General features: G+C 69.5%; 21 protein-coding genes and 6 pseudogenes. 19 read left to right on the forward strand and 8 right to left on the reverse strand.

Annotated elements, in window-relative coordinates:
* Nucleotides 1-96: 96 nt before the first annotated feature.
* Nucleotides 97-834: a DUF6250 domain-containing protein gene (locus tag ACWGJM_RS20570; RefSeq protein ID WP_453413117.1), complete on the reverse strand. Its 738-nt coding sequence runs from the start codon at nucleotides 832-834 to the stop codon at nucleotides 97-99.
* A 286-nt stretch (nucleotides 835-1120) separates the two neighbouring features.
* On the opposite strand from ACWGJM_RS20570, the gene ACWGJM_RS20575 reads away from it, so the two are divergent.
* The gene (locus tag ACWGJM_RS20575) at nucleotides 1121-1327 is read left to right on the forward strand and encodes a hypothetical protein (protein ID WP_453413118.1); all 207 of its coding nucleotides are present in this window, start codon (nucleotides 1121-1123) and stop codon (nucleotides 1325-1327) included.
* A gap of 666 nt (nucleotides 1328-1993) precedes the next feature.
* Here ACWGJM_RS20575 and ACWGJM_RS20580 read toward each other — a convergent pair.
* Entirely contained in the window at nucleotides 1994-2620 is a 627-nt protein-coding gene (locus ACWGJM_RS20580) for a GyrI-like domain-containing protein (RefSeq protein WP_453413119.1), read from the reverse strand.
* A 37-nt stretch (nucleotides 2621-2657) separates the two neighbouring features.
* Nucleotides 2658-2863, reverse strand: a pseudogene (locus tag ACWGJM_RS20585) (IS630 family transposase); the annotation flags it as partial.
* Nucleotides 2864-3039: 176 nt separating this feature from the next.
* Here ACWGJM_RS20585 and ACWGJM_RS20590 point away from each other — a divergent pair.
* The 3 genes and pseudogenes from ACWGJM_RS20590 to ACWGJM_RS20600 all read left to right on the forward strand — a co-directional run.
* A complete protein-coding gene (locus ACWGJM_RS20590; RefSeq protein ID WP_453413120.1) occupies nucleotides 3040-3312 on the forward strand; it encodes a hypothetical protein in 273 nt (90 codons plus the stop codon).
* A gap of 291 nt (nucleotides 3313-3603) precedes the next feature.
* Nucleotides 3604-4371, forward strand: a complete 768-nt coding sequence (locus tag ACWGJM_RS20595) for a class I SAM-dependent methyltransferase (RefSeq protein WP_453413121.1) — start codon at nucleotides 3604-3606, stop codon at nucleotides 4369-4371.
* A pseudogene (locus ACWGJM_RS20600) lies at nucleotides 4372-4654 on the forward strand (Tn3 family transposase); the annotation flags it as partial.
* Between the two features lie 150 nt (nucleotides 4655-4804).
* On the opposite strand, the gene ACWGJM_RS20605 reads toward ACWGJM_RS20600, so the two are convergent.
* Complete coding sequence (locus tag ACWGJM_RS20605) at nucleotides 4805-5692, reverse strand: helix-turn-helix domain-containing protein (protein WP_453413122.1); 888 nt, start codon at nucleotides 5690-5692, stop codon at nucleotides 4805-4807.
* Nucleotides 5693-5769: 77 nt separating this feature from the next.
* On the opposite strand from ACWGJM_RS20605, the gene ACWGJM_RS20610 reads away from it, so the two are divergent.
* The 6 genes and pseudogenes from ACWGJM_RS20610 to ACWGJM_RS20635 all read left to right on the forward strand — a co-directional run.
* On the forward strand, nucleotides 5770-6627 hold the full coding sequence (locus ACWGJM_RS20610; protein ID WP_453413123.1) for an alpha/beta fold hydrolase: 858 nt from the start codon (nucleotides 5770-5772) through the stop codon (nucleotides 6625-6627).
* A gap of 18 nt (nucleotides 6628-6645) precedes the next feature.
* Nucleotides 6646-7488: an FAD-dependent monooxygenase gene (locus ACWGJM_RS20615; protein WP_453413124.1), complete on the forward strand. Its 843-nt coding sequence runs from the start codon at nucleotides 6646-6648 to the stop codon at nucleotides 7486-7488.
* On the forward strand, nucleotides 7380-7910 hold the full coding sequence (locus tag ACWGJM_RS20620; RefSeq protein ID WP_453413125.1) for a hypothetical protein: 531 nt from the start codon (nucleotides 7380-7382) through the stop codon (nucleotides 7908-7910). The genes ACWGJM_RS20615 and ACWGJM_RS20620 overlap by 109 nt, the downstream gene beginning before the upstream one ends.
* A 349-nt stretch (nucleotides 7911-8259) precedes the next feature.
* Nucleotides 8260-8418, forward strand: a pseudogene (locus ACWGJM_RS20625) (IS5/IS1182 family transposase); the annotation flags it as partial.
* A gap of 142 nt (nucleotides 8419-8560) precedes the next feature.
* Complete coding sequence (locus ACWGJM_RS20630) at nucleotides 8561-11566, forward strand: BTAD domain-containing putative transcriptional regulator (RefSeq protein WP_453413126.1); 3006 nt, start codon at nucleotides 8561-8563, stop codon at nucleotides 11564-11566.
* A 454-nt stretch (nucleotides 11567-12020) separates the two neighbouring features.
* Nucleotides 12021-12303, forward strand: a pseudogene (locus tag ACWGJM_RS20635) (helix-turn-helix domain-containing protein); the annotation flags it as partial.
* 73 nt (nucleotides 12304-12376) lie between these two features.
* Here the strand turns inward: ACWGJM_RS20635 and ACWGJM_RS20640 are convergent.
* On the reverse strand, nucleotides 12377-13384 hold the full coding sequence (locus tag ACWGJM_RS20640; protein WP_453413127.1) for an MsnO8 family LLM class oxidoreductase: 1008 nt from the start codon (nucleotides 13382-13384) through the stop codon (nucleotides 12377-12379).
* A 595-nt stretch (nucleotides 13385-13979) separates the two neighbouring features.
* Nucleotides 13980-14942, reverse strand: coding sequence for a zinc-dependent alcohol dehydrogenase family protein (locus tag ACWGJM_RS20645; RefSeq protein ID WP_453413128.1), 963 nt, complete (start codon nucleotides 14940-14942; stop codon nucleotides 13980-13982).
* A 165-nt stretch (nucleotides 14943-15107) separates the two neighbouring features.
* Between ACWGJM_RS20645 and ACWGJM_RS20650 the strand changes: the two genes are divergently transcribed.
* Both ACWGJM_RS20650 and ACWGJM_RS20655 read left to right on the forward strand, forming a co-directional pair.
* On the forward strand, nucleotides 15108-15752 hold the full coding sequence (locus ACWGJM_RS20650; protein ID WP_453413129.1) for a TetR/AcrR family transcriptional regulator: 645 nt from the start codon (nucleotides 15108-15110) through the stop codon (nucleotides 15750-15752).
* Between the two features lie 206 nt (nucleotides 15753-15958).
* A pseudogene (locus ACWGJM_RS20655) lies at nucleotides 15959-16546 on the forward strand (transposase family protein); the annotation flags it as partial.
* Nucleotides 16547-16687: 141 nt separating this feature from the next.
* Here the strand turns inward: ACWGJM_RS20655 and ACWGJM_RS20660 are convergent.
* Complete coding sequence (locus ACWGJM_RS20660) at nucleotides 16688-17524, reverse strand: enoyl-CoA hydratase/isomerase family protein (protein ID WP_453413130.1); 837 nt, start codon at nucleotides 17522-17524, stop codon at nucleotides 16688-16690.
* Nucleotides 17525-17631: 107 nt separating this feature from the next.
* Here ACWGJM_RS20660 and ACWGJM_RS20665 point away from each other — a divergent pair, with 107 nt between their 5' ends.
* The 5 genes and pseudogenes from ACWGJM_RS20665 to ACWGJM_RS20685 all read left to right on the forward strand — a co-directional run bounded on the left by ACWGJM_RS20665 (nucleotide 17632) and on the right by ACWGJM_RS20685 (nucleotide 21032).
* Nucleotides 17632-18024, forward strand: a complete 393-nt coding sequence (locus ACWGJM_RS20665; protein WP_453413131.1) for a winged helix-turn-helix transcriptional regulator — start codon at nucleotides 17632-17634, stop codon at nucleotides 18022-18024.
* A gap of 235 nt (nucleotides 18025-18259) precedes the next feature.
* A pseudogene (locus ACWGJM_RS20670) lies at nucleotides 18260-18424 on the forward strand (transposase); the annotation flags it as partial.
* Between the two features lie 492 nt (nucleotides 18425-18916).
* Nucleotides 18917-19396 carry an ATP-binding protein gene (locus ACWGJM_RS20675; RefSeq protein ID WP_453413132.1) on the forward strand — a complete coding sequence of 160 codons (480 nt, stop codon included), beginning with the start codon at nucleotides 18917-18919 and terminating at the stop codon, nucleotides 19394-19396.
* Between the two features lie 610 nt (nucleotides 19397-20006).
* Complete coding sequence (locus ACWGJM_RS20680) at nucleotides 20007-20852, forward strand: RNA polymerase sigma factor SigF (protein ID WP_453413133.1); 846 nt, start codon at nucleotides 20007-20009, stop codon at nucleotides 20850-20852.
* A 39-nt stretch (nucleotides 20853-20891) separates the two neighbouring features.
* Complete coding sequence (locus ACWGJM_RS20685; protein ID WP_453413185.1) at nucleotides 20892-21032, forward strand: DUF6131 family protein; 141 nt, start codon at nucleotides 20892-20894, stop codon at nucleotides 21030-21032.
* 334 nt (nucleotides 21033-21366) lie between these two features.
* Here the strand turns inward: ACWGJM_RS20685 and ACWGJM_RS20690 are convergent, their stop codons facing one another.
* Nucleotides 21367-21519, reverse strand: a complete 153-nt coding sequence (locus ACWGJM_RS20690) for an ATP-dependent DNA ligase (RefSeq protein WP_453413134.1) — start codon at nucleotides 21517-21519, stop codon at nucleotides 21367-21369.
* Nucleotides 21520-22159: 640 nt separating this feature from the next.
* On the opposite strand from ACWGJM_RS20690, the gene ACWGJM_RS20695 reads away from it, so the two are divergent.
* Nucleotides 22160-22561, forward strand: a complete 402-nt coding sequence (locus ACWGJM_RS20695; RefSeq protein ID WP_453413135.1) for a gas vesicle structural protein GvpA — start codon at nucleotides 22160-22162, stop codon at nucleotides 22559-22561.
* Between the two features lie 3 nt (nucleotides 22562-22564).
* On the forward strand, nucleotides 22565-23353 hold the full coding sequence (locus ACWGJM_RS20700; protein WP_453413136.1) for a GvpL/GvpF family gas vesicle protein: 789 nt from the start codon (nucleotides 22565-22567) through the stop codon (nucleotides 23351-23353).
* Nucleotides 23354-23582 lie beyond the last annotated feature (229 nt).

Genomic DNA, 23582 nt, shown 5'->3' on the forward strand with positions numbered 1-23582 from the left:
CCAGGTGCGCTTCACCGGGTCGACGGCGAGCGCCCAGGAGAGCTGGGCCGCCACGACGGTCGCCGCCGCCGCTTTGAGGTGTCTTCGCGGAACATCTCATGCACTGTGACCGCCTTCGCCCTTGAGCCGCCAGACACGGAAGTCGCTGATGTGGAAGTGGCTCCAGGTGGTGCGGAAGGCGAACCAGCCGCTGGTGTACGGGTCCTCGTCGGTGTAGTCGGAGACCAGCTCACCGTTGCCCCAGTACTGGATGTGCTTGCCGTCGGAGACCAGCCGGATCCGATTGGGCTCGTTCGCGGTGAGCAGCGGCGAGGTGTAGTCGTAGATCAGTGGCCGGGAGCCCGCCACGCCGACGTAACGCCGCAGCCGGGTGGTGGTGTTGTAGTTCGCGCCGATGCCCGCGTAGTACGTGGTGAGGTAGTCGTAATCGGCCAGGGCGCCGCTGCGGGTCGTGTCGAACAGGTTCTCGGAAGACCGAGAATCCCGGGCGTTCCAGAAGGAGTTCAGGTCGCTGACCCGGTCGTTGGGACCGCCCTGGAAGACCGGTGTCGCGGTGAAGTCGATCTCGTACTGGCCCGAGAAGGGCCGTTTGAACCACACGGACGCCCCGGCGGGCACGTCGACGTCCAGCATGCCGTTCTTCGCCGTGACACTGCCGCCGTTCTCCAGCTCGGCCGACCATTGGCCCATGCCGTGCCGGAAGTCGTCTCTGGCCAGCAACTGGCGGTGGTGGTGCGGGCCTTGACGGGCCGGGGTCGCGGCGGCACCGGTGGTGAGTGCGGTGGTGGCCGCAACGGCGAGGCTCACCAGAGCGGCGGACCAGGTAATGCGCATCGGCGGATCCCTTCCTGTGGACGGCCAGGAGCGTACGGAAACCAACACATCCGAGTAATGGAAGCCACGCAAGCGAAAAGAAGCCTTCATAGACAGTCGAATTCGCCGCCGCCGCTCGCGGATGCGTAGGGGGAAGACCCGACGTGCAGTCACTCAGACTTCGAAGGCGCAGATCACCCCCCCTCTTCCGGGCGCCCCCGTCGCACCAGGCCCTGGAGATGGGCGGCGTGGACATCGGGCGCTACGCCCTGCGTCGTCCCGTCCCCTCACCCGAAAGAGTTTGGTCGTGGTCGATGACAGAGCGCCGTTGACCAGCAAGGCGGATGCGGGGGGCGTCCTGTGGACGCTGAGCGCGCCGTCCGCAGGGCTGGGGCGGCCCGTCGTGGTGGGCGGCACCGTGTACGTACCTGTGTCGGGCGGTCGCATCGCCGCGGTCGACAGCCCGGTGCCGGGCGGGACGGTGGCGGGCAGGCCGACACAGTGGATGCCGTAGTCCCCCGGATCGGCCGCTTGGGGCGGTAAAGCCGGGTGGCTCGCCGTCGACCGGGCCCGCGGCCTCGATCCCCGACCGGTCGTACCGCGGAAAACGGTGTCCCTGCCCGCCTCCGCAGCCGTATGGCACACCTTGAAGACCCGCCGGTTGCCGGAATCGTCCGCGCACGACAAACCCGCTCACCTTCGCCTACCAGTTGCTGGACGCCGCCGGACTCGAACGCGGCCGTTTGACCAGCCTCGCGCTGAAGAGCGGATCGAAGACGAAGCTCTCCGGTTGACCGCCGGGCGACGCGACACCCGCATCGTCCGGCGCGATGTGAGCCGCGTGGCGGTGGTGCGTGCCGGGAGCGACAACACCTGGACGGTCGCTGTCTGGTTCAGGGACGGGGCGCAGATCCCGACGCCGTGGCACGTCGGCCGCTGCCTCCGACCGTGGTCCGGGGGGAGTACTCGTCACCCGCTGCGACGCCGCACTGCATACCGGGGTTACGGCCGGCCCCGCTTGGGTGCAACAGGCGTTACGACGGTTCGGCGGTCCCGCTTTTCGCGAAGGGCCCCAGGACTGACGCGGCCGGGTACAGATCAGGCGCCTGCGGCCCTACTGGGGTCGGGCTTGCGCATCCCTCCACCGCACGGTCGGCCTCCGCTGACACGCCGACATCCTTCAACCGGATTGCGCTTTTACGGGTTGCCGCAGAATTGTCCTGAGCTTGGCGGGGTCAGTCCTGCGTGGGTCACCGAGGTAGATCTCGTGGTGCAACCCCGCCTCCCGCAAGTTGTTGGCGGGGAGGTAATCGTGGTGCAGCCTGGTCAGGATCGGTGTCTCGTCGTCGTAAGGGCCGATGTGGAGGACCTGGGCGCTGGTGCCCTCGTGCAGCGTCTCTGTCCGAACGTCCGCAATGGCTTGAAGTTTCTTCTTGGTCAGGGCGGTGCGCTTGGCGTCTTCGATCATGCCGCCAGTAATCCAGTCGGGGACGTTGATGAGAAGTCTCCATCGCCAGTTGTCCTTGAGCCTGGCCAGAAAGTCGTCCATGTCGTCCGCCCACCACAGTCCCTCAAGTGGGCCCACGACGAAGTCCTTGCCAAGGTCGCCTTTGCTCGCGAACTTAGCGGTATAGGCGACCGCGTAGAGCGCCTCGACCGCGTGGCGGTACGCGGCGGTGGTGTTCGGGTCGCCGTGCCCGTCGATGGCGAGGAAATGGAGCTCGGGGATGTCGACGAGTTCCCAGTCAGTGTTCTTGGGCGAGTAGCACCTCTTGAACTGGCGCTTGACGTCGTACTTGGTAGGCATGCCGAGAAACCTTCCTGTGAGTACTGACTTCGGCTCGTCAAGGTGACGCTGGAACGTCGAGGGTGAGGCCGGTGCCCGCTGAAGCCATCGAGGGTGTCGGGCCGGTATTTGGTGGCGTTTGAGCCGGTTGTGAACGAGTGTATCCAGGCGGTCGAGGGCGACGACGGCGAGGTTGACCAGGCTGCGTTTGACGTGTGCCCACACGCCCTCGACGGGATTGAGGCCGGGCGAGTAAGCGGGCAGGGGGTACTCGACCGGGAACGGTGTTGGTCAGATCCCACCTCCAGCACCTACTGCATCGAGCTGGTGGCCGAGCACGACACCGGCAGGCGACGGACCGTCCGTCTCCAGGCCATGTCCGGCGGCACCTTCCGCACAGCCGTCGGCGACAAACACCTCGCCCATGCCGCCGCGCACCGGTGTGCCAGACCGACACCGCTCTCGCCGTCGCACCCCTTCCCCGGCCGTCCCGGTACTTCCCGAAGGAGCATGCCTCACACCTGCTCATCGCGACGGCCGGCGCGCTCCTGTCCGTGCCGTACCTGCTGGGTGTCGTCCCGCACTGGGCCGGCGTGCTGCTGGCTGTGGTCTCGGGGATCGTGGGGCTCTTCGCGGGGATGACGATGGGCGGAGTGGGCGTGGACCAGGAACCGTGGACCGTGAGCACGACGTCGCATCCGTCGCTGCGGTAGGAGCAGCCCGTCACAGACGGGCAGGTCTCAGATCGCGGCCGGCTCGCGCCGCGTCGTGCGCATGCATCAGCACACCGGCCCGCCCCGGACCGCTGGTCGGAAAGTCGGGGCTGGTCCTGTCACACCCCATGCACATTCCGATTCGGCGGCCGGTGCCCATTACCTCCCGAAATGGTGGACAAACGCTGCCGGGGAATTGACGGCAGCGTCGTCAGTGAGGGCGTTCCGGCAACCCTGATGTGACTGGTAACTCCGGTGCCTCCGGCTGGTCATGAACAGTAGCCTCGGGCCATGACCGTGGGCTCGGTGGCAGATTTTTACGACGAACTGGCCGACGACTACCACCTGCTCTATGCGGACTGGGACACCGGCATCCGCCGACAGGGGGAGGCTTTGGACGCCCTGATAGGCCAAGACCGCGCGGTGGTGCTCGACTGCTCCTGCGGCATCGGCACGCAGGCCATCGGCCTGGCGTTGCGCGGCCACTGCGTCACCGGGACGGACCTCAGCTCCCGCGCCGTTGCCCGTGCTGCCCGTGAGGCCGGCCACCGGGATGTGACGCTGCGCGCGGCTGCCGCAGACATGCGGCGCCTGCCGTTTCCCGATGCCCGATTCGACGCCGTCGTCTGCGCCGACAACGCGCTGCCCCACCTTCTGACGGAGCAGGATGTCCACGCCGCCCTGGCGGAGATGCGCCGTGTGCTGCGTCCCGGCGGCCTGCTGCTGCTCAGCACGCGCGCTTACGACGACCTGCTGCGCAATCGCCCCGCATCGGCGCTCCCACAGGTCCACCGGCCCGCGGACGGGGGAGAGCGGACCGTCACCTTCCAGCTCTGGCACTGGCACGAGGACGGCGAGCACTACGACGTGGAGCACTTCCAGCTCCTGCCCACGGGCGGAGAATGGCGTGTCAAGGTCCGCCGGACCGTCTACTGGGCGCTCGCCCGCGACCGGCTGACCGGCCTCGTGGCCGACGCGGGGTTCGTGGACCCCGAGTGGCGTATGCCGCAGGAGACAGGCTTCTTCCAGCCGCTGCTCACGGCACACGTCGGCGAGTAGGTGTCTCCACGCCACGCCGCGCTTCAAGAACTCGGCCGCGCGGTTCGAACGGTCTTCGCCTGCGGCTACTTGGGCAGCCCCGGTCTGCGCCGGGAGATCCACGGCGGGCTCCAGGACAAGGAGCACTGAGACCTCGATGCTCGCCTTGCACCGGCTCCAGTCCGCCCTCGTCCACGCCAACACCCTGCTGGTGCAGCAGGTCCTGGCCGAACCGGCGTGGGCGAAGAAGTTGAGCGACGAGGACCGGCGCGGCCTGACCGCGCTGTTCTGGTCCAGCGTCAACCCGTACGGCACCTTGCGCCTCGACATGGACAAGCGCCTCGACCTGGGGCCGGTCGCGGTCTGGCCGGCAGGGCCGGCTCCCTTCACCGCTGAGCGTCGCCGGACGCGCCCGGCACAGGTGACCGCGGCGACGTTCACAGCGGTAGCCGTCTCACCTCCGGCCGGCGACCGAGCCGGAGCTCCCTGGCGAGGTGAGAGATGCGGTTGTTCCGCGGCTGGGCCATGCGATGTCGTCAACGGCGAGAAACGGCTCGCCGGCCATGGTCGCGGGGGTTGCCCCGGTGAACGCCATGACGTCTCGATGCAGGTGGGACTGGTCGGCGTAGCCGGTGTCGGCGGCGACTTGGGCCGCGCCTTCACCCGCGACCAGGCGGTGGGCGGCATGGTCGAAGCGGACCAGCTTCACGGCGCGCTTGGGCGGCAGGCCGAGCTGCGACCGGAACCGGGACCACAGCCGCTTACGGCTCCACCCGACCTCGGCCGCGAGTCCGTCGACCCGGGTCAGGCCACGGCTGACGACGATCCGGTGCCAGGCCCAGGCCACCTCCGGGTCCACCGGCGGCCGCGCCTCATGCCGGCGGGTGAGCAGCGCGTCCGTCAACGCGAAGCGATCCTGCCACGACGAGAGATCGCCGATTTGCTCGCGGATCCGTGACGCCTCCCGGCCCCACAGGTCGCCCAGGGACACGACGGCGCCGTCGAGGTCGGCGGGGGAGGCGCCCAGAATCGCGCGTGCGATCACCGGGGACAGGCGCACCTGCACGCACTCGACGTTCTCTCCTCGCGCCTGAACCGCGCCTGCGGACCCGAGCCCGGGCCCGGCGACGATGCTTCCCCGCTGCTGCCGCCCTGCGGCACAGTCAAGGACGGGCGAACCGGTGCCGAACTCCAGGAGCAGCGTCACGGCCGGGTGCGGGACTATCCGGAGTGCTTCCAGGTCACGGACGCGGAACCCGGCCATGGTGACACCGGCCACCCGGCTGGGCCGCCGCGGGCATTCGACGTCCCACCTTGCCGCACCGTGCACGAAGGTCCGCATCAGCCCATGCTATGTGAGCCGGCTGAGGGGAACATTCGTCCAATCCACCGGCGCGTACCGGCGGAGACAGTGGGCTCATGACTGTTTCTGACGGCGGTCCGTACGCGAACGGCGGCGCCGAGGCCACCGAGAGTTCAGCCCTGTCGCTGGACGACGGCGACATCTACGTGTGCCAGGACGGCCCCCGCGACGCCCCCGCACTCCTGCTCATCCACGGGTCCGCATCCTCGACCCGCTCGTGGAACCCGATGGTTCCGCTGCTGACCGGCTCTCACCGCGTCATCCGGCTCGACCTGCTCGGGCACGGCCGGTCGGCCAAGCCGGCCGACCGCAGCTACGCCATCCCGGACCAGGCACGTCGGGCCGGCGTGGCGCTGGACCGGCTCGGCGTCGAGCACGCCGTGGTCGTCGGTCATTCCAGCGGCGGCGTGGTCGCCACCGCCCTCGCCGAACAGCGGCCCGACATGGTGACCGCGCTCGCGCTCGTCAACACCGGACCCAGCCTGGACGCCTTCATCGCACCGGAGTCCGCCGCGATCGGCCCCTCGCAGTGGCCGCCGACCGACGAGCAGCTCCGGCGGATGGCGAGCACGGGTTTCAGCCGCGCGGGCTACCAGATCCCAGAAGAACTCCTGGACGACGTGCGCGGTATGACCCACCACACGTTCACCACGACGATGCGGGCCACCCGCTCCTACCTGGAGCAGCGGGCGCTGCCGGATCGGCTGACGGTCCTGGGCAAGCCGCTACTGGTGATCTTCGGCGAGGACGACCGCAGATGGCGATCCTCATCCGCCTCCGATTACCGCGCCGTCCCGGGCGCGAAGGTCGAGTTGCTGCCCGGTCTCGGGCACTCGCCCCTGCTGGAGGATCCGACGCGGACCGCCGCCCCCCTGCTGGCCTTCACCGCGATCCACGCCGCACGGGTGGACTGAATGAAAGGGAGGGGTGCCATGCGGATTCTCGTCTCCGGCGCCAGCGTCGCCGGTCCGGTACTGGCCTACTGGCTCGCCAGGCACGGCTTCTCCGTCACCGTCGTCGAGCGCGCGCCGGCTCTGCGCAAGACCGGCGGCCACGCGGTCGACCTGTTTCGGCCCGCGATGAACATCTCGGAGAAGATGGGCGTGCTCCCGCATGTCGAGGAGCGGGCCACCGGCACGGACCGGATGACCGTCTACCGGGAGGGCTCACGGCGTCCCGTCCGGGCGGACCTCTCCAAGATCTTCAGCGCCGGCTCCGACCGGCACATCGAGATCATGCGCGACGACCTGAGCGAGATCTACTACGACGCCGCACGCGACGACGTCGAGTACGTCTTCGGCGACTCGATCACCGCGATCTCGCCCGACGGCGAGGTGCGGTTCGAGAACGCCGCGCCGCGCCGCTTCGACCTCGTCGTCGGCGCGGACGGGCTGCACTCCAACGTGCGCCGCCTCGTCTTCGATGAGGAGTGCCGCTTCAACGCCTTCATCGGGGCCTACCTCGGGGTGCTGACCCTGCCGAACGTCTCCGATCTCGACGGCGAGCTCCTCATCCACGTCGGCGTCGGCCGCACTGCCGGCATGTACGGCGCGCGGCACCTCGGTGACGCGCGGCGTTGTTCCTGTTCCGGAGCGAGCGCGAACTCGACTACCACCACCGCGACGTGCCCCGGCAGAAGGAACTGCTGCGTGGTGCGTTCGCCGGCATGCACGCCCAGGTGGACCGCTGGCTGGACGAACTCGACCGCACCCCGGCGTTCTACTTCGACTCGATCACCCAGCTCCGCATGGACACCTGGTCCCGGGGGAGGGTGACGCTCGTCGGCGACGCGGGCTACTGCCCCGGTCCGGCCGTCGGCGGCAGCACCAGCCTGGCCGTCGTCGGCGCGTACGTCCTCGCCGGAGAGCTGGCACGGGCGGGCGGCGACCACGAGCGCGCCTTCCCCGCCTACGAGCGCGCGATGGCGGAGCACGTGCGCGGCAGCCGCGAGGTCGCGCTGAGCGCGGCGAAGACCCTGATCCCCACATCCCGCCTCGGCGTGTGGGGACTGGCCCAGGGCGCCCGCCTGATCTCCGCCCTGCCCGCGGGCCCCAGCCGCGCCCTCGTCCGCCTCACCACCAAGAGCGCACGCCTCTACAACTCCGTGACCGTCGACGACTACTCGCCGTCGCCCGCCGCATCAGGAGGTCGGGGCGGCCTCGCGGGCGACCGCGGAGGTGGCCTCCGGGCGGAGTGAGGAGTGCTCGCCGCCCTGCTGTCGCCCCGGCGTGCGGAATGGTCAAGAAGTAGCCCAACGAACGCCCGCGACGTTGTTATGGCGTCGATCGGCCTGGGCGGGTGTGTTTCATCCGTGGCCCCAGCCCTGCTCAGGGTCCTCGCTCTAGTGAAGAGCTCGACGGCTCCGGCTGATCGGGAGGTGATCCTGGACATGGCTCGAACCACGGCAAAGTACGGCGCCCCGAAGCGACACGGCAGGGGCTGGAACACCGGCCCTCTTGTCGAAGCGCTCCGGCGCCGCGTATGTCCCAGACGTCTCCCCAGCCCCCGCCTGGATCGGCCCAACAGCCAACTCACATGGCTATTACGCGTACTCCTCCCGCGCGATCCGGTTCCATCTGCGTCGGCGCAGGATCCGGGCGGTGATCCCGCAGCCCGCCGACCCGACCGCCCACCGCAAACGCCTCGGCAGCCGCGGCGGCAGGCCACCGGCCTTCGACCGCGAGGCGTGCAAACAGCGGAAACTCTCCTGAAGTCCGGGGACGTGCTCATCACGGTGCCGGGAGCCGGCGTCGGCAAACCTTCGGAAAAGCTTGAATCCGCCTAGGACCAAAGGTCGGTGGCGCCCAGAGTGTGGCGTGGAGATGATCGGGAGACGCAGGGGGTGTGATGGCCACGCGCTTCGCAATCCTGGGGACCATCGAGGTTCGGCGGAACGGGGTCCCGATCGACGTGGGGCACGGGATGCAGCGGCGAGTGCTGGCGGCGTTGCTCGTCGACGCGGACCGGGCGGTGTCGGCCGACGCGCTGGTGGACCGGGTGTGGGGGGAAGCCGAGCCGACGTACGGCCGCCGGAAGCTGTACGGATACGTCTCCCGGCTGCGGCGCGCACTGGCGGCCGACGGCACGGCCATCACACGGGAGCGGGGCGGCGGCTACCGGCTGGCGGTCGAGCCCTCGGTGGTGGACGCACACTGCTTCCGCGATCTGTCGGGCCGGGCCCGGAAGGCGGGCAGTGACGAGCAAGCGGAGGCTCTGTGGCGGGAAGCCTTGGCGCTGTGGCGGGGCAGCGCGTTCGCCGGGGTGGACACCCCATGGTTCAACGCGCAGCGCCACCTCCTCGACGGCGAGTGGCTGGCCGCCCAGCTGGAGCTGGTCGATGTGCGGCTGCGCCTGGCGCAGCACGATGGGATGATGAGCGAACTGGCCGCCCGGGCCGAGGCGTATCCGTTCGACGAACGGGTGATCGGACAGTTGATCCTGGCCCTGTACCGGTGCGGACGGCAGGCCGAAGCGCTGCAGGTGTACGAGCGCGCCCGGCGGCGACTCGCCGACGAGCTGGGTGTCGACCCCGGCGCGGCGTTGCGGCGGCTGTACGAACGGATCCTCGCCGGCGCCCCGGAGCTGGCCGTGCCCCGTCCCGCTGCACCGCCCGCCACCACGAAACCGGTCGGCAAGAGCGGCACGGTGGTGAACCCGCCGATGGCACGCCAGCCCGTACCCCGGCTCCTCCCGGCGGACCTGTCACTGTTCGTCGGCCGGGAGCACGAGGTGGACGAGGCTCGTCGGCTGCTTGGCGAAGAGCGGCCCGGTCCGGTGACGCTGCTGGTCACCGGCCCCGCCGGAGTGGGCAAGACTGCCTTTGCCGTACGTACGGGGCACCTGCTCGCCTCCCGCTTCCCGGACGGTCAGCTCCATGCGGATCTGCGGGGCTTCGGCGACGAGCCAGCCGAGCCGTTCACGGTCCTCGGCACCTTCCTCCGCGCGCTCGGCATCCCCGGCGGTACTGTGCCCGCGGAGCTGACCGGCCGCGTCCATCTCTACCGCACCCTGCTGGCAGGGCAGCAGATGCTCGTCGTCCTGGACAACGCCGCCAGTGCCCAGCAGGTGAGTGACCTCCTGCCAAGCGGCGTGCGCTGTGCCACCATCATCACCAGCCGGACGACCATGGCGGAACTGGGCGGCCGCCGGCTCCCCCTGGGCGTACTGGCCCCCGCGACGGGGCTCGACCTGCTGCGCGAGATGCTGGGCCGGGACCGGACCGACGCGGAGTCCGGGGCGGCCCGCTCCATCGTGGAAACCTGCGGTGGCCTTCCCCTGGCGGTATGGGTCGCCGGTGCGCGGCTGGCCGCCCGACCGCACTGGCCTCTGGCCAAGGTGGCGCGCGCCCTCGCCGACGAGCAGCGCAAGCTCGACGAGTTGGCCGTCGGCCACATCGCCGTACGGGCCAGCCTCGAACTGACCTACCAGCAGATGGCCGCGGCTACGCAGCACGCTCTACGGATGATCGCCCTGCTGCCCGGACCGAGCTTCGCCGCCTGGGCGCTGGCCGCGCTGCTGGACGCGGGCCTGTCCGAGGCGGAGGCCGTCCTCGACGACCTGGTCGAGGTACACCTGGTGCAGATCGGTTCGGCGAACGCCACCGGAATCCGCTATCAACTGCACGACCTGGTACGGATGTTCGGCAGGGAGCGAGCGGAGCAGGACGTCCCGGAACGGGATTGTACGGCCGCGCTCACCCGGTTGCTCGGCGCGAGCCTGCACCTCGCCGACCTCGCTGCGGACACCCTCAGCGTCGACTTCCAAGGCATCTCACAGCTGGACCTGGCCTCCTGGCGGCTGGCCGCGGCCGATCAGCTGCTCGCCGATCCGCTGGCCTGGTTCAACGACGAACGCCAGTTCCTTATCAACGTGGCAGAGCAGGCACTGGACGGAGGGGAGGGCGTCGCGCCCGCCGCCGGGCTTGCCACCGCCCTCACGACCCTCTTCCAGGTCGGCAGCCACTTCGATGATTGGGAGAGGCTCCAGAACCGGGCGCTCAAGGCGGCCCTGAGCAGCGGCGACCGGCACAGCGCCGCGAAGGTCCACCGTTGCCTCGGCGAACTCACCACCATCCTCGACCGCTATCCGGAAGCACTGAACCACTTCGAGCAGGCCCTGCTGCTCGCCGAGGGTCAGGGGCCCACCTATCGGGCCAGTGCCACGGCCGGGCTGGCCTATGTGCACCGGCTCCTCGGCCAGTACTCCTCCGCCGTGCTCCATTTCGAAGAGGCCGCCGAGCTCGCCGAATCGGCAGGCAACGTCAACTGCCTCGTCTACGCGACCAATGGCCTCGGCGTCATCGACCTCGAGCAGGGACGTGTTGAGGCCGCCGTCGCGCGGTTCACGAAGTGCCTGCGGGTCAGCCGGGTCGCAGGCTACCGGCCGGGGGAGGCCCAAGCCCTGCGATGTCTTGGCCAGAGCCATCGCGCACTCGGCGCCTATCCGGCCGCCGCCGACGCCTACCGGCGAGCCGCCGCGATCAGTGAGGACCTCGGCGACCGCCTCAGCGCCACACACGCCACCTGCTGGCTCGGGGACATCCTGGTCCGGCAGGGCGAGCATGGAGAAGGACGACGCCTGCTGGCCCGGAGCCTGTGGACCTACCGGGAATTCGGCAACCTCTGGGGCGAGGCGGCGACACTGTATGCGCTCGCCGAGGCACAACTCGCAGTGGGCCGTTCGGTACCCGCCCGCAGGCGCGCCGAAGCCGCCGTCAGGCTCTGGAGGCAGATTGGCTCCAGCAGGTGGCTGGCCGTCGGCCTCGACACCCTGGCCGAGGCACACGCCCTGGCCGGGGATCACACGGCCGCGGCTCGTGCCCGCGACGAGGCCGAAGAGGTACGGACGGCTTGAGCCGACGACCCCGCCCAAGACCCAATCATGCTTGCAATCGCCACGGCCCTAACAACGATGACGAGGGGATGGACGGGTACATCACCCTCACTTCCCGTGCGTTCACCAACCGGCCCACTCTGCGCGGCGCCCGGGCCGTCCTGACTGCGACCACCACACTCAGGTGCGACGCCGCAGCCGGGCTCTACATCGTCTACCGGCATGATGTGGACCAGGGCCAAGGACACTCCGGCAACTGCTGCACCACGGGGCCGAGATCGCCCTGCTGCGCGACCTCTTCCGCGCCCGATCGCACCGACCCCCGCCACCGGCGGTTGACGCGCCGCGGCAACCAAGTCTCGCTTCAGGGAGAGACCCGTGTGAGGCGGCGGCGGAGTTCTGCCGCCCGTGGCCCGGGGGGACTTCGCGTCCAGAGGGCAGTGGCGCCACCCACCCACATGTGATGATCTCGGCCGTGGCTGGTGTGATCACGGCGTCGCAGCCGTCTTGGACAGCCTCCTTCACCGGACTGAGCCCGCGCTGCTTTGCCAAGCTGGTGGCTGCCCTGCGCCGTGAAGGTGCGGACCCGGTTCCGCAAAGGCCGGCCGTGGAGCCTGCCGCCTCAGGACCGGGTGCTGCTGGTGGCCGCCTACTGGCGCACGAACGTGACCATGCGGCAGCTCGCCCCGCTCTTCGGCGTCTCGGAGTCATCCGCGGACCGGATCATCGATCACCTCGGTCCCCATCTTGCACTCCGGGTCTGAGTGACCTGGGCCTGCGGCCGCCCGGTGGCGGAGGCGGGGCCCGTGAGGGCGGAGCGAGTGACGCTTCCTACGCCGGTCCCAGTCCGGCGATCCGGGCTAGTCGCCGGTACGAGTCCACCAGCGCTGTTCGGTCGTACGTGCTGGTCGTGACGAGCACCTCCTGTGCCCCGGTCTCCTTGAGCAGTCCCTCCAACTCGTGCGTCACCTGCTCCTCGGTGCCCGCCATGTGACCGACGAGCCCGGCCTCGTAGAAACCGCGTTCCTTGGCGGTCATGGTCAAGGACCCGACGCGCTCGGCCGACGGCAGAGGCGGGAAGGTGCCGTGGGTCCGCGCGTGCGCCATCGACCACGCCTCGGGAAGCAGGATCTGGTGGGCGTCCTGCGGCGTGTCCGCCACCACGACCGTGCCGGAGACGACGACATACGGCTCGCTCGCCCACTCGGAGGGCCGGAAGATCTGCCGGTAGCGCTCGATGCCACGCAGCATCCTCTCGCGGTTTCTCAAGTCCCCGATGACCAGGGGCAGCCCGGCGCGGGCGGCGATCGCGGCGCCCTCGCCCATGGCCAGCACGAAGGGCGGCACGGTCAGGCCCTCCGGGGGCCGTGCGTGGACGCCGGTGGCGGAGGTGCCCCGGAACCACCCCAGAAGCTCGGCTAGTTGGCCGGCGAAGTCGTCGGCGTCGTCCTTGTCGCGGCCGAGCGCCTTGCGCACCCCGTCGGTGAAGCCGACGGAACGGCCGAGGCCCATGTCGATCCGACCAGGGAAGAGCGCCTCCAGCACGCCGAACTGCTCGGCCACGATGAGCGGCCGATGATTGGGCAGCATCACGCCGCCGGTCCCCACCCGGATGCTCCGGGTGGCGGCTGCGACGGCCGCGGCCAGCACTGTGGGCGCGGAGCCGGCGACGCCGGGCACTCCGTGGTGCTCGGAGACCCAGAACCGGTGGTACCCGAGCCGCTCCGTCTCCTGGGCAAGTCCCACGGTGTCCCGCAGGGCGTCGGTGCCGTCGTGCCCCTCGCGCGTGCGGGAGCGGTCGAGCACGGAGAATCGGGTTTCTGCGATTGGTGAACTCACAACGTTTTCAACACCCGGGAGAGCGTGGGATTCCCTGGCGCCCCGGCCTCAGCCGCCGGAGACGTTCACGGTGAGGAGGCGCAGCAACTGTTTGGCGGTGGCGTCTTGCCGGGGGAGACAGGCCCATGGCGTCGCCGACGGCGAGGGGAATCGTGCGCGCCCTCTCCCGTGGCCGGGCCCCGGCGTCGGTGACCGGCATGACGCTGGGTTGGCGAAGATCTTCCTGACCTTTGATGTGGAGGCTAGCGAGCCGACCCCGGGATCGAACCGGCTCCCGTTCAGCGCAGACGCAGCACCGGCGGCGTGCGGGCGCGGTCGGCACCCTGGCACAGGCGGCCTTCGATGCCTCCAAGAAGGTGGCGAGCACCGAGTACGGTGACATCACCCTGAGGTCGGAAAGTGGCTCACGGCCATCCAGGGCATCATCACGCGGAGCCGCGCGGCGGCGCACCCTGTGCCGGACGAGACAGTGGTAAGCGGGCACGCCACGCACTTGCCCGGCACCGGCGGTGGTGACCGTCAGCGCCCGTCGTCGGCTACGACCTGAGCGGCCCCCATTTCGTTACCCGGGCCGCGAACGCCGTCCCTGCCCGGGTCAGGGCGCCAGCACAACTCTGCCGAACACCTCCCTTGCGTCCATCTGGCGGTGGGCCAGCGCCGCCTGGTCCAGAGGCAACACCTCGTGCACGACCGTGCGCAGGTCCCCGTGGGCAGCATCGGCGAACTGGGACGACCGCACGGTCTGCCGGTCGGGGCCGGGCACGGTGTCAGAGCTGAGAGTGGCGAACGACAACGACCTGCGGAAGGCGTCCATCAGCCGCATGCCGAAGTCCGCCGGCGGCTGCCCACCGACCACACCGACAGCCACAAACCGCCCGTTGGAGTTCAACTTGTCCAGGAAAAGTGGAAGCTGGGGACCCCCCACGACATCGATCACCACGTCGAAGCCCACCGGTGTGTCCGGGCCGCCCTCGCCGGAGCGGTCAAGGACATGGGTCGCGCCCAGGTCTCGCAGGCGGGTGCCACGTTCCACAGACGAGGTGGTGACCGCCACCGCACTCGCGCCGTGCCTGGCTGCGAGCTGGACCGCCGTGATCCCGATGCTGCCCGCCGCACCGCGCACGAGCACCGTCTCGCCGGGCGTGAAGCGGGCCCGTTCCAGGGCGAAGTGGGCGACCACGCCGGAGCCGCCGAGGGTCACCGCGTCGGCGTCGGTCAGATCGTCGGGCAGCGCGAGGACGTCCTCGACCGCGGCGATGGCCTGCTCGGCATACCCACCGGACAGGCCGGTGAACGCCCACACCCGCCGCCCGATCCACGAGTCGTCCACGCCCTCTCCCACCGCGGCGACCCTCCCCGCGACCTCGCTGCCGAGGAGATGGCCCTCCCGGAAGCCGTAGGCGGCAAGCGTTCCCCGGCGGATCGCGGCGTCCACGCCACCTACCCCGATCGCCTCCGTGGCGATCTTCACCTGCCCCGGGGCAGGAACAGGCGCGGGTACATCGACGACCTCCAGGCCATCGGGGTCGCCGAACGTCCTGATCACGACGGCTTTCATCTCTGCTCCTCGAGTCGGTGGAGGGACGGATCGCAGCTGCTGCGGCCATGGCCGACGAGTCCGCCCTGACAGCCGAGCGTCACCGGCGAGGTGCAGGGACGGGGCGGCAGCACCGCCATCGGACCGTAACGGACGCCCCCGTCCGCTTGGCTAAAGTGAGAAACGATGACCCACCAATTGCCTCAGACGGTGCGCTCCGACGCCCGCGACAACCGGGCCCGCATCCTGGACGCCGCCCGCGCGGTTTTCGGCGAAGAGGGCCTGAGTGCGCCCATGCGCGAGGTCGCCCGGCATGCGAGCGTCGGCCCCGCCACGCTGTACCGGCACTTCCCGACCAAGCAAGCACTGATCGTGGAGACCTTCACCGAGCAGCGGCGGGCCTGCCAGGCCGCCGTCCGCGACGCCCTTGCGGACTCCGACCCGTGGCACGGATTCCGGAGCCTGATCGAGCGGATCTGCGAACTCCACGCGCACAGCCGGGGATTCGCCGACGCCTTCATGACGGCCTTCCCCGAGGCCATGGACTTCACCGCCGACCGAGAGCAAACTCTGCGCGCGGTCGGCGAACTGGCTCGCCGCGCCCAGAAGACCGGCCAACTGCGTCCCGGCTTCGTCATCGACGACCTGATCCTCATGCTCATAGCCCACCGGGGCCTCCAAGACACGCCGCATGCCGCCCGGGCCACGGCCTCCCGCCGCTTCGCCGCCTACGTGATCGAGGCGTTCCGCGCCGTACCAGAGACGGGAGCGCCTACGCCGCTGCCGCCAGCACCACGCCTTCAGCTCACGCACTCGCCCCGCACGCTATAGATCCGTCACCTGGAGGTTCGTCAATCCTTGCAGACAGACAGCCTTGTCGGGTCCCTGTCGCAGCCAGGTTGGAAAGGGCTCATTGATGGTGACGCAGGCGGGGCTGTAGCGGAGCCTGTGCAGCAGCCGCCAGGACTTCAGGGTGGCCCTCGCTTATTCCGTAAAACCAGAGGCACCACGCGACGTCCAGTACCGCCTACACCGCCGTGCTCGATGCCCGCAGGGCGACCGCCGAGCATCTCGCGAAGCTGCTGCGCGAACACCGCGAGCGGCTCGACACCCGCAAGGGCACCCGTGCGGTGGGCGTCTCCAGACAGGCGGTGCTGGTGCTGCGCTGGTTCGTCGACGGCACCCGGCTGGTCCAACTCGCCCGGGACAACGGCATCTCGATCCCCACCGCCTACCGCTACCCGCACGAGGGACTGACCGTTCTGGCCGACCACGCGCCCGATCTGTCCATCGCAGTGGAGCGCGCGGCAGCGGCCGGTTACACCCACCTCAACCTGGATGGGACCGTGATCCGCACCGACCGCGTGGCCGCCGCCGGCCCCAACGGAGCGGACCTGTGGTGGTCCGGGAAACACAAGCAGCACGGAAGGAACGTGCACGTCATCTCGGCCCTGGACGGCTGGCCGTTGTGGGTCTCCCCGGTCCGGCCGGGCCGGGAGCACGACACCACCTGCGCCCGCGCCCATGGCCTGGTCGACGCCCTGAACCGGCTCGCCGTCACCCTGGGCATCCCCACCCTGACCGACCTCGGCTACGAGAACGTCGCAGACGGCTTGCGACACCCGGTCACAGCACAAGGGCTACCGAGAAGGGTTCATTGCGATAGGAGTCCTTGCTGGACGCTCCAGTAGCGACCGCTCCAGGGAGCTGGGGCGCATCGCGCCACCTGCCGTGCGGTTGTCTCGGCGCCAGATACTGGTTCTGGCTCACCGGCGCATGGCACTGCGCATCAGTTCCTCGAGGGCACGTTCACCTGTGGGTGTCTGCGCCCCATTGCGCAGTCCTCGGCCCAGCAATTGCTGAACAGCAGGCAAAGCAATCTGAGCGGCCCACGCCTCGTTCTCGCGGAGGAGTCCGTCCGTGATGTGTTCGGCAGGCAATGCGCGCTTGGCCGCTTCGATGACGCCATCGGGCAGGGCAGCGATATTGCGGACAATACGGTCGACGTACTCATCGAGTTGGTCGGCTGGCAGAGCCCGGTTGATCCAGCCGTAAGACGCTGCGGTCTCGGCATCGAACAGGTCTGCGGTGAGCACCACCTCCAGCGCACGGTTGCGGCCCACGCGGTCACGGAGGTACTGCGTTCCGCCTCCGCCGGGGACGATGCCCATGAGCGCTTCGATCTGGCCAATTCCGGCGGTCTCGGCAGCGGCGAATGCCATGTCCGCTGCGGCTACGAATTCCGCCCCGCCTCCGCGGGTCTTCCCGGCGAGCTTCACGATGGTCACCTGGGGCTGATGGCGGAGGAGCTCGCCTACGGCCTGGAAGACGTTAACGTCCGTCGGCGCCGACGCAGCGAGCTGCTCCAGAACGTCCATGCTCTCCCCGATCCGCATGTCCACATGAGCGAGGAAGAACTCCGGGTTGGCGCTGGAGAAGACGATCACCCGGACCGACGAATCGCCCCTCAAGGCGTCCAGTGCCGTGCGGAGCTCGCGCATCATCGTCGCGTTGAGCACGTTCACCGGCGGGTTATCGAGGACGATCCGGGCGACGCCGTCTTCGATGCCCACGTGCAGAGTCGAGTAGACATTGGTGGTCAAGAGGCTCTCCATCAGTTACCGATAGGTGTGTAGGTTTGCAATGCATACCTACCGTCGGCGACGCCTCTGAGACCCGTCAAGAACGCACTCTGGGAGAACCAAGGATCATGAGGGATACCGACCCGCACGGCCCTGAAGCGGGAACACACATCGCTTTCCGGGCGGACTGCCCCAGCCGGCCGATCCTCGACCAGATAGCAGACAAGTGGTCAATGATGGTCATGGCGCTTCTGGAGCGGCCGATGCGGTTCAACGAGCTGAAGCGCCGCTTGGAAGGTGTGACGCAGCGGGTCCTCACTCAGACACTGCGCCGTCTTGAGCGAAACGGCATGATCCAGCGGAAAGTACTGCCGACCTCACCGGTCGGCGTCGAGTACTCGCTCACGGCGCTGGGTGAGTCCCTGCGCGAGCCTTTCGGGCATCTTTACAGCTGGACTGTCGAGCACAGCGAGGAAATCCAGAACTGCCAGCGGGCGTACGACAGCAGGACTGACACATAGCCGCCTGCTCAATCATCCATAGACATGTGATCTGAGGCCGGGCCTCTGGTCTGGTGCGGTTGGCGAGCGCGGTCTGGGCCAGCAGGGTGAGCGCTGCCCGAGAGCCGGCGTCGGCCGTGGGCGTGCACCGTGATGGTTCGGAATGATCTTCGAGGTGGTTGGACCACTCCGGAACCGATGATCCGGGGACGCGAGGTGGTGCGGCCGGCCGAAGCCGTGGGAAGTCGACGACGAGCTGTGGGCGGTGATCGAGCCGCTGCTGCCCAAGATTGGGCGCCGGACTCGGCACGCCGTGCGCAAGCGGCATCCGGACCGGCTGGTCTTCCAGGGCATCCTGTTCGTTCTGCCCACCGGGATCGCCTGGGAACATCTACCGCAGGAACCCGGCTTCGGCTCGGGCACAGGAACCGCCCCCTCACGCGCACGAAGTCCCCGGAGGGCGGTCCGTGCAGGTAGAGCACGGGCAGCACTTCGGCGATCATTGCCAGGACGCCTGGTCGGGATGGGACCGGACACCCCGTCCGGCGGTGAAACAGCGAAGATGGGTAAGGACGTCCGGTCCAGGGACGGCCGGCAAACCTACGCCCGCTCCCCGCGGCGCAACCGCGCGATCCTGCTGGGCCGTGTGGTGATCGATGTCGCCAGTCACGGTCAGCACGCGGATACCGCTGGTGGCGATGGACGCCACCGACAGACGGCCGGGCGCATGCGCTTTGTCGGAGTCCGCCACGCTTGCCTCAACGCTGTCGGAGTACTAACGGACCGGTTCTGCCGGCAGGCTGATGTGCATAGTACGGGGAGCGCCTGTGCGGTTGGGCCGGGCGGGGCAGGCAGGGCGTGGGGTATGAGCCGGGCGGGTAGACGCCGGGGGTGAAGGGTGAGGGCGGCCTTGGTGGAAGCAGTAGCTGTGGGTGAGGAGGGCATCCCGCCGGAGGCTGAGCCGGTCCAGACCGCGATAGCGCTGGAGGGCGATGGCAGCTGTATCGCTGAGGCGCGCCACGTGGCCTCCCGGTTCCTGGCTGCCGCGCAGGCGGAGCACGGGCTGCCGGTGTCGGCCCGTGCCATGGATCTCACCCGGCTGGTGGTGAGCGAACTGGTCACCAACGCCCGCAAGTACGCGCCGGGCCCGGTGCTGATGGAGCTGCGGATCGTCGGTGGCCTGGTCGAGGTGACGGTGTGGGACGGTGATCCGGTGCTGCCGGTGGCGCGGGCAGCGGATCCGGGCCGGGTGGGTCAGCACGGCCTGGAGATTGTGATGGCCGTCGCCCAGGGTCTCGAGGTGGCGCGGGAGCCGGTGGGCAAGCGCATCACCGCCCGCATCGCCCTGCCGGACGACCCCGGCGGCGGCATCGCTGGACGCTCGCCCCTGTAGGACAACGGTCCCGGTCAGCTGTCCAGGCGGTGAGCGGGTGGCGTGGCGGGCGAGAGCGGCGTGCAGTTCGCCCAGCGGCAGGCCGGGAAGGGCGGCACCCTGACCGTGCTTGATGATCTCTTCGGCGATCGCGGACAGTTTGATGTTGGTGTGCTGGGAGATCCCCCGCAGCACGGTGAACCCCTGGCCCGGGGGATCGGCCCAGGACGGTCAGCACGCCGATGGCCTGGTCGACGACGGCGTGCGAGGCGAGCGCCTGGGCAACCAGGCTCACCGCGGACGGACCTCCGGTGTTTCACGACGACCCTGCGCCCTGGCACCCCCGGCGCTCGAGCCTTCGTACGCCGACGGCTCCCAGGTAGCCCCATCGCGGTGCACTCCTGTGATCAGGGCAGCGTGGGAGCGGGGTGGCATCGGGGTGTCTTGACCAGGATTTTCAGAGACACTTCTCACGGTGGTCGCCGGCATCGCTTCCTAGCACGTGGCAGCCGCGGCCGGTTACCGACAGCGGTCGCAGTTGCGGGGCATGAGCTGCACATGCCTGGGTACGCGGCCGGTCGTCGGCCCGTAGCGGGGTTGACAGCGGGCAGCGATAGGGGAGGGAAGCATCATGGCGACAGTGACTGCGGCGAAGACTGACACGGACGTAGCCGGCCTGCCGGAGGTCGCCGACCCCTCCAGGGTTGCGCCGAAGGACGCACGTGAGCTGTCGCGGCTGTTCTTCGACCAGATGGCGGTGCTGGAGGAGGGCACACCGGAGTACCAGTACGCGCGTAACACGCTGATCGAGATGAACATGTCCCTCGTCCGCTTCGCGGCCGGCCGCTTCCGCAGCCGTGGGCCGGAGGAGATGGAGGATATCGTCCAGGTCGGCATGATCGGACTGATCAAGGCCATCGACCGGTTCGAGCTGTCCCGCGAGGTGGAGTTCACCTCCTTCGCCATCCCCTACATCGTCGGCGAGATCAAGCGGTTCTTCCGCGACACCACCTGGGCCGTGCACGTGCCCCGCCGGCTGCAGGAGGCCCGTGTCCAGCTAGCCCGCGCCACCGAAGAACTCCGCAGCCGCCTGGGCCGCACCCCGACGGTGAAGGAACTCTCGGAGCTGATGAGCCTGCCCGAGGAAGAGGTCCGCGAGGCCCGCCTGGCCTCCAACGGCTACACCTCCACCTCCCTGGACGCGGCGATCAGCACCAGCGAGGACGGCGAGAGCGCCCTGGCCGACTTCATCGGCAGCGACGACCAAGCCCTCGAGCTCGTGGAGGACTTCCATGCCCTCGCCCCGATGATCGCCGCACTCGACGAACGAGACCGGCAGATCATCCACATGCGCTTCGTGGAGGAGCTCACTCAGGCACAGATCGGCGAACGCCTCGGCGTCTCCCAGATGCACGTATCCCGCCTGCTCTCCCGCACCCTCGCCCAGCTGCGCGAAGGCATGCTCAGCACCCGCTGACCGCAACAGGCGCCCGGGTACAGTCGCTGCGTCCTCGGCATCGTCTTGCACGTCGTCGGTTTCGTCACCGGCATATCCATTCTGTGGACCATCGGCATCATCCTTGCCGTCATCGGCGTCGTGCTGTGGATCCTGGGCTCGGTTGGCCACGCAGTCGCCGGTCGTCGGCACTACCGGTGAGGATTGCTGAAAGGGAGCTGTAGCCGCTTGGGCCGGTGACACGAGCACTCACTGTTGCCGGCCCTGGTCGGCGATGTGCCGAGCGGAGGCGCGGGCCTGGTCGCCGCGCTGTGCTGCCTCTTCGGCGCCTTGCTTGAGGTTCTGCGCCGGGCGGCCGGAGACGGCGCAGACAAGGGCGATAGGCCGTTCCCCTCCCCAGACTCGCCTCGCCGCTGAGGATCGCGGGCCGCACGCGGTTGCTTCGATGAATGTGGCCTAGCGGGCAGGACGCGGGCGCCTCGGGGATCGAGCGCCCGCTGAGGTGCTCGCGCCCGGGCCGCCGCGCGTGCCGCCGTCAGTGCGGCGACCAGCGGGAGACGTCGGTGGGGGAGAAGTCGGGGCGAGTGCGGTGCCGGCGCGCCGGGTGGTGGCACCGGCCGGCGCTGTCCCGGGCGGCGTCGACGTCGACTTCCGCGACCAGGTCGGGCTGCTCCAGGGTGACGTTCAAGGTCTCCTTCGTTCCCCACCCTGCCGAGAACGTCCAGCCCGTCCACGGGTGCCCGCTGGCGGCGGGGCCAGCAGACCGGCGAAGGTGGCGGCAGCCGCCTTGGAGAGGATGATGCTGAGGCCGGTGTGCTGCGGCAGGTGCCCGTCGGCATCGAGATGACCCAGCAGCAGACTGCGGGGCGCGGCGAGAGAGCTGGTGACGGCGCCGACGATCGCGGGCAGCTCCGCGCACCGCCGACCAGCCCGATACCACCACGGCGTTGACGTCACCGGCGGGGGCAGGCGGCCCCGGTCGACGACGACCATGCGACAGCGCTGCGCGAGGCCTACGACGGGGAACGGGGAGGGTGTGAGTGTTCGGCCGTGGATCGTGGATGACGACTTGTGGGCGCTGGTCGAGCCGTTACTGCCGCCCTGGCCGTCGATGAGGTCCCCGGCAACGCGGGATGCCTCCGGTCAGGCCGCAGGTCGGGGCCGCATTCCTAGTGGTTGCGGTGTGCCTGCCTGGCAGGTCCGCCTCGCTACTCGTACCTGTGTTTGGTCTAGGGGGATGGGGGCTACTCGCTCATGCGAGCCTGCGTCCCGGCGAGGGACGGTGCCGACGGGACCGCGCGGAGACAGATGACAAGGGGTTGGTCGCGATGACCGTGGCGACACAGCAGGGCGGCGGGGGCGGTTCCAGTGGCCTCTACGACGTTCTGGAACTCATTCTCGACCGCGGGCTGGTGATCGACGCGTTCGTGCGGGTCTCCCTCGTCGGTATCGAGATACTCAAGATCGACATACGGATCGTGGTCGCCAGTGTCGACACCTACCTTCGCTTCGCCGAGGCGTGCAACCGCCTCGACCTGGAAGCGGGGCCGCGCAAACCGGCCGGGCTTACCGAACTCACGGGACAGCTCACGGAGTCCGGCGCCCGCGGCAAGACCAAGGGAGCCCTGTCCGGCGCCGCGCAGACGATCTCCGATGCCTTCCAGCAGGCACGTGACGAGGGCCGGGAGCGTCAGGGCGACGACCGGGCCGCGCGCGGGAGAGGGGAATGAGAGATGAGCACCTACGTCTACGGGATCATCCGCGCCTCGCGCTCGCCCCTGCGACAGGACCTGGACGGCATCGGAGACCCCCCGCGGCCGGTACGCGTGCTGCGCCAGGGCGAGCTGGCGGCGATCGTCAGTGACGCCCCCGAGGAGCTGCGGCCCAAGCGCCGTGATCTGCTGGCCCACCAGCGTGTACTGGACGAAGCCGGAGCGGGCGGCGTGGTGCTGCCCATGCGGTTCGGCAGCGCCTCTCCGGACGACGACACGGTGACCACGGTGCTCGCCGAGCGTGCGGAGAACCTGCTCGAGCGGCTGCGGGCGCTGGAGGGCACAGCGGAGTACAACCTCAAGGCCAACCACGACGAAGAGGCCGTGCTCCGCCTGATACTGGCGGACAACGACGACATCCGGTCCCTGGCGGAAGCGAACCGCGCGGCCGGTGGCGGCACGCAGGAGCAGAAGATCCGTCTCGGGGAGATGATCGCTGCCGCCGTGCAGGCCCGCGAGGCAACTGACGCGGGGCTGCTTCAGCAGGCGTTGGAGCCGATGGCCAAGGCAGTCAGCGCCGGGCCGCAGAGCACCGGCTGGCTGGCCAACCTCTCTTTCCTGGTGGACCGCGGCTCAGCGGAGCAATTCCTGGCCGCGGTCGACGAGCTCCGCCAGCAGCACCCTCACCTCGAGCTGCGTGTCAACGGCCCGCTGCCGCCCTACAGCTTCGTCGACACCCCCTCGTCCCAGCAGGCCGAAGGCGGTACCGCGGAAGCGTTCGGAGCCGCGACAGCCCAGCCGAACAGGTAAGGAGTTGCGATGCCTCAAGCAACGAACGCCTCTTCGTCACGGTAGGCCCCGCGAGGATTCGGGTCGTGTCGCGCCCGGCGCGCGTGGCCCCGACTAGGCCAGTGGGCGGGATCAGGCGCGGCGCGCGGCGGGTGAGCCAGGCGCTGGTCAGGCCGATGGCGGCGCCGGTGGCTACGTCCCGCCGCGCCGTGAGCGTACCGAGGGCTGTGCGCCGGGCCGCCCGCGCTTT

Source organism: Streptomyces sp. NPDC054834 (assembly GCF_053611185.1).